Below are 4,790 nucleotides of genomic sequence, written 5' to 3'. Positions count from 1 at the left end.
CCACGTGGATATCTTTTTTGCATAATTCTTTCCTCCTTAAAATTTCTATGCCCACGTGGAATTATCGTCATTTTATCAGCAAAACTTTAGAAAAAACTGTGAAAAAATTTACTTAACACAGTACTAGTATATCGTTCTCTAAGTAGATATAACAATATAAAGTTTTTGTAACCGTTCAGGTAGGTAGGCAGGTTATACAGACTTAGGCAACAAAGAAGGGGTAGATAAGTTAAAGTAGAAAGCATTAATTGCTTGTTGCAAAAAAGACCAGATCGGTCGATTTTGTTTTCGACAGGTTGAAATGGCTGTCCAGATTCGGGCATTCCACTGTTTACCCATTTCGCTGCGGCTGCCTTGGGTAATCTTACAGTCAATAACCAGGGCACGGATAGTTTGTTCAGCTATATTGTTTGTCGGGGATATAGTTGAATCAAAGAGGAAACGGAATATAGAATCCCAATGTCTACATAGTCGTTTGGACATAGTTATGCCCTTTGGAGAAAGGTTGCTATTTTGCTCCAGAAGAAGCCGAAGATTATTCTGAATATTCTTTATTTGCTCCTAATATTCTTCTTTAGGTATCTCATGTTTACGATGCCAGATTTGAAAGATATGTCTGAAACAGAGAAGTAGTCCCTGTCCCAAAAGTTGGGTTGTTTTATCAGGCAAGGTAGTTAGAAACTTAATATCACGAATTAAATGGGCTAAGCAAAATTGCTGGAATTCACTGGCGTATTTAATGTAAGCAGAAAAGAAGTCGCTAATAATGGTTCCTTTATATGTTTGACCAAGAACTTCTTCTAATACCTTACTTGCTCGAGATTTACTAATATAGAAGAAGCTAATTAAGTTAGTGCAGAACACCCAGACCCAATGGGCTAATCCATTATCTTTCCAACCTGTCTCATCAATATGTAGGTGTGGTTAGTTAGAAATATATTCTTTGACCTCTTCGTATGGCTTAAATAAGGCTTTGTTAACCTGGGAAATAATATTACAAACGGTACTACGGCTAATTTCAAGGCCAAGAATATCATTGATAAAAAGTGATAAGTTGGTATAAGAAGCATGTAGGTTCCCTTTCATATAAGCTATAAGTGCCTGAAGCCTTGGACCACACAGTTGGTGTGGTATGATTTGCTCAGGGAAAGGAGCATAGACGACCTTATGACAGTTTGGACATAAATGACCATAGCTGCGATGTTCAGTTATAGTAATGAGCTTTGCAGGTATTTCTACTACCTGATGAATAATTGGATTGCCAACCCTCTCTGGGAGGACATCTTGATTGCATACAGAACATACCTTGATATCATACTCTTCTATCTGATTGACTGCCTGAACGCTTACGGGTTGATGAGTAGTTCCGGTATGTCCTTTCTGTCCCCCTATCTTTCTTGGGACTTCTGTCTTATCTGCCTTTTGGGGTTTGACAATGTCAGAAGAGGGTGGTTTTGAAGAGGTGGAAGAGTTCTTATTGAGTAAGACAATCTTTTCCTCAAGAACCTGAATCCGTTGGACAAGAAACAACACTAATTCTATTAATTGGCTCTTTGATAGAGATTCTAAATATTGAGGAGTTATTTCTAATTTCTGATTGCTTTGTTCCATTGAGTCCCCTCCCTCAATATCTATATCGGCTCTTTTTAGGCTTTTCTTTAGCCTTAATTTGATATAGGTAAGCAAGGGGGGAAACATAATATCTTTATTAGCTATACCTGAACGGTTACAAAAATAAATAATAAATTTTAATAACTCTCCTAAATAAATTTGTTGGGGGAAAGGGGGAGATATTGCCATCAGAAGTCAACATAACTCACTATCCCTCTTTGTAAATTAACTTGGGGAATTCCTGTTAAAAAATGTTGACATCAGAATTAAAAGGTAGTAAAATAGAACTCCGTAGACTAAACTTATCTATCAAAAAGGGAGGGAACATTATGATAAACATAGAGTGGACGGAAGATGAGATAAAAGCCTTGAATTATGAACGATATCATCATCCACATCCGAGGGTGCAACGCAAGATGGAAGCCTTATGGTTAAAGAGTCAAGGTGTGCCGCATAAAAAGATAGCCCAATTAACAGGTGTATCGGTAAATGTGGTCGCCGAATATATTAAACTATACAAAGAAGGGGGCTTGAAAAATTAAAAGAGATTAACTTGGACAGACCAGAAAGTTTATTAGACCAGCATATATCAACGATAGAAGCATATTTTAGAGAACACCCACCAGCGACGATTAAAGAGGCGATGGAAGTCCTAAATAAACGGACGGGGATAAAGCGGAGTGAAGTGCGAATAGGGGTATTTCTTAAGCGTGCAGAATTAAAGTGTCGCAAAGTAGGTATGGTGCCATCTAATGTGAAAACTCTGGTTGACAATGGTCATACGGTCGGATATCATTCCCACTCCCATGCGATATTGACAACCTTAGAGCCTAACAAGAGTTACTGTGAATTAAGGGTTTCAAAGGAGATGATTGAAAAAGAAACCGGAATGGCGTGCATTGCCTTTAGTTATCCGAATGGGGAAATGCCCGATTTCAGAGAATTTCATCAGGACCAACTAAGAGAATTAGGTTATCATCTATCTTTTTCCCAAATCCCATTGTTTAATGACAATCATACTAATCCTTATGGTTTGCGAAGAATAAATGTATGTCAGAAAATGTCCCTTCCGGTTTTGGAGGCAACTCTTTGTGGTTTCAAAAAATGACGATGAAAATAAAAAACTTATCTAAGATACATAATATGAACTTAGATCCTTCAGATCTCGGCATAGAGAAGGATTACATCAAAAAGCTGTCCGTAGAATTAGGAATAGGTAAAATAGAAACTCTTCATGTCCGTCACTACATTGAGGGATGGTTTTCTCATGTTATAAAATGTGAAGCTAAGGGTTCGGAAGGGAACAAAAATATTTTTATCAAAATTTATAAAGAGGACAGCATTCCCATGATTAATGATATAAATCAATGGGTGCTCGAGGAATATCAAAACTTAAACTATTGGTATGAACGATTTATTGACTCAAATCAATTTTTTGTTCCGAAACCTTTATTAGTAATCCCTGAAAGATATTTAATCATTACAGAAGAAATTTCCGGCGAAGGGTTAGGGTATTTGATAAGACAAGGAACTTGTTTGTTTACCTCTTCAATAAAATATGACAACTTAATAGTTCAGGTTCGGAATGTGGGTGCATGGTTACGATATTTTCAATCATTATCATCCCTAAATGACCGAAGATTCTCGGTTGACGAATTTATTCAATATTGTAATGTTCGGCTGAGGATATTAACTGAAGAACGAGCTAACTGGTTTCCAGCTCGTTATAAAGAACAGATATTAAGTTTTTTTGAAAAACATAGAAATGATTTAAGCGAAAAAGAACTCCGGGTGAGTATTTGTCATTCCGATTTTAATCCAAGTAACATCATTGTAAATGGTCAACAGGTTGCTGTTTTTGATTTTGGGGAGTCCCAGATAGATTCTTCTTATTTAGATATAACGCGTTTATACCACCAATTTTATCTGATGACATTTAAGCCCTACTTTCGGAAAAAATATCTTATTTCTTTGCAAAAAGCGCTCCTGGAGGGTTTTGAGGAAGCGAGTGTGGAAAGATTATTGATTTTTAGATTTCTTTTGATTCGTCACACTATTACCCATTTAGTTACCATCACTAGATTTTGGAAATTTCCCATATACGAGAAGCTCTATAATTTTTGGGTATTGCAGAAAGAATTATCATTGTTAGATCACCTATTAACTTAGGTCATTCTTTATAGAAACTGATTTTATGACTGATAGGAAATTGCTTTTTTTGGTGGTGTCTGAAAGAAGCTAAAGTTGAGGATGCATCGTGTCGATAATTATAATAAGGTAAGTATTCAAGACTAACTTCTGGGTCTGTCAGAAGCGAGGTTTTGGGGTACCGAAATTTTACAAAGGAGAGAAAACGATGCATCCAATAGAACATTTTTGTTGTCAGAATCCTTCTTGTCCGAATTACAATATTCGCGGTAAAGGAAATCTTTCTTTCCGTGGATGGAGTGGAAAAGGGAAACGGATTCGGCTGATTTATTGTCAGAGCTGCGGTGCTCATTTTTCGGAGCGAAAAGGAACAATGTTGAATTATGCACGATTGCCAGCAGAAGTGGTAATATCGGTGATGAAACATATTCAGGAGGGTTGTGGGACGCGTGCCACCAGCCGGTTGGTAGGAGTGGACAAAAACACAGTAACTCGATATGCACGATTAGCTGGAGATCAGGCTAAGAAGGTGCATGATGAATTAGTGGTTTTTTCCCCCTCAGACTAAAGAAATACAACTTGATGAGAAGTGGGGATTTGTATCAAAAAAGGAATCTAATTGTAATGAGGAAGATGCTCTGGAAGAGTTTTGGAGGTGATGAGTGGGACCATACTGCCGTAGACCCTGAACATCGTCTTTTGTTAAGTTTGGTGTGTGGGAAGCGGACAAAAGAAAACTGGTGTCAGGTGGTTGAAGATGTCAAAAAGCGGACAGGTGGACGAACAGATTTGTTAATTACCAGTGATGATTATTCAGCATACACTTGCGCCATTGAACAAAGTTATAGTTATGAAATAGAGCCATCCGAAGATTGTGATTTGGGAGATTCCTCAAAGTCTGAGAAAAAAAATGCCAGAGGATTTGTGTTATGCTACAGTGAGCAAAAAGCGGGAGAAAGGTCGTGTGGTCAAAGTGGTGAAAACGATTGTATTTGGCACAGTGAAATTGTTGGAGAGATTGCTTGCACGCT

5 protein-coding genes and 1 pseudogene are annotated in these 4,790 nt (G+C 37.5%); 5 read left to right on the top strand and 1 reads right to left on the bottom strand.

What is annotated here, in order from left to right; genetic code table 11:
• Positions 1 to 192: 192 nt before the first annotated feature.
• Positions 193 to 1,611 (bottom strand): annotated as a pseudogene (locus tag AB1422_16945) (IS66 family transposase).
• A 329-nt stretch (positions 1,612 to 1,940) separates the two neighbouring features.
• Between AB1422_16945 and AB1422_16940 the strand changes: the two are divergent.
• The 5 genes from AB1422_16940 to AB1422_16920 form a co-directional block, all read left to right on the top strand.
• Positions 1,941 to 2,153, top strand: coding sequence for a helix-turn-helix domain-containing protein (locus tag AB1422_16940; protein ID MEW6620992.1), 213 nt, complete (start codon positions 1,941 to 1,943; stop codon positions 2,151 to 2,153).
• A gap of 11 nt (positions 2,154 to 2,164) precedes the next feature.
• Positions 2,165 to 2,719, top strand: coding sequence for a polysaccharide deacetylase family protein (locus AB1422_16935; GenBank protein ID MEW6620991.1), 555 nt, complete (start codon positions 2,165 to 2,167; stop codon positions 2,717 to 2,719).
• Positions 2,662 to 3,780 carry a phosphotransferase gene (locus tag AB1422_16930; protein MEW6620990.1) on the top strand — a complete coding sequence of 373 codons (1,119 nt, stop codon included), beginning with the start codon at positions 2,662 to 2,664 and terminating at the stop codon, positions 3,778 to 3,780. The genes AB1422_16935 and AB1422_16930 overlap by 58 nt, the downstream gene beginning before the upstream one ends.
• A 187-nt stretch (positions 3,781 to 3,967) precedes the next feature.
• A complete protein-coding gene (locus AB1422_16925; protein MEW6620989.1) occupies positions 3,968 to 4,327 on the top strand; it encodes a helix-turn-helix domain-containing protein in 360 nt (119 codons plus the stop codon).
• A 56-nt stretch (positions 4,328 to 4,383) separates the two neighbouring features.
• On the top strand, positions 4,384 to 4,790 hold a 407-nt coding region (locus AB1422_16920; GenBank protein ID MEW6620988.1), incomplete at its 3' end, for a hypothetical protein.

The organism is bacterium, assembly GCA_040757115.1.
Taxonomy (GTDB): Bacteria; UBA9089; CG2-30-40-21; order CG2-30-40-21; family SBAY01; genus JBFLXS01.
The sequence above is the reverse complement of the archived record's forward strand: the minus strand, read 5'-3'. Positions and strand labels throughout refer to the sequence as shown.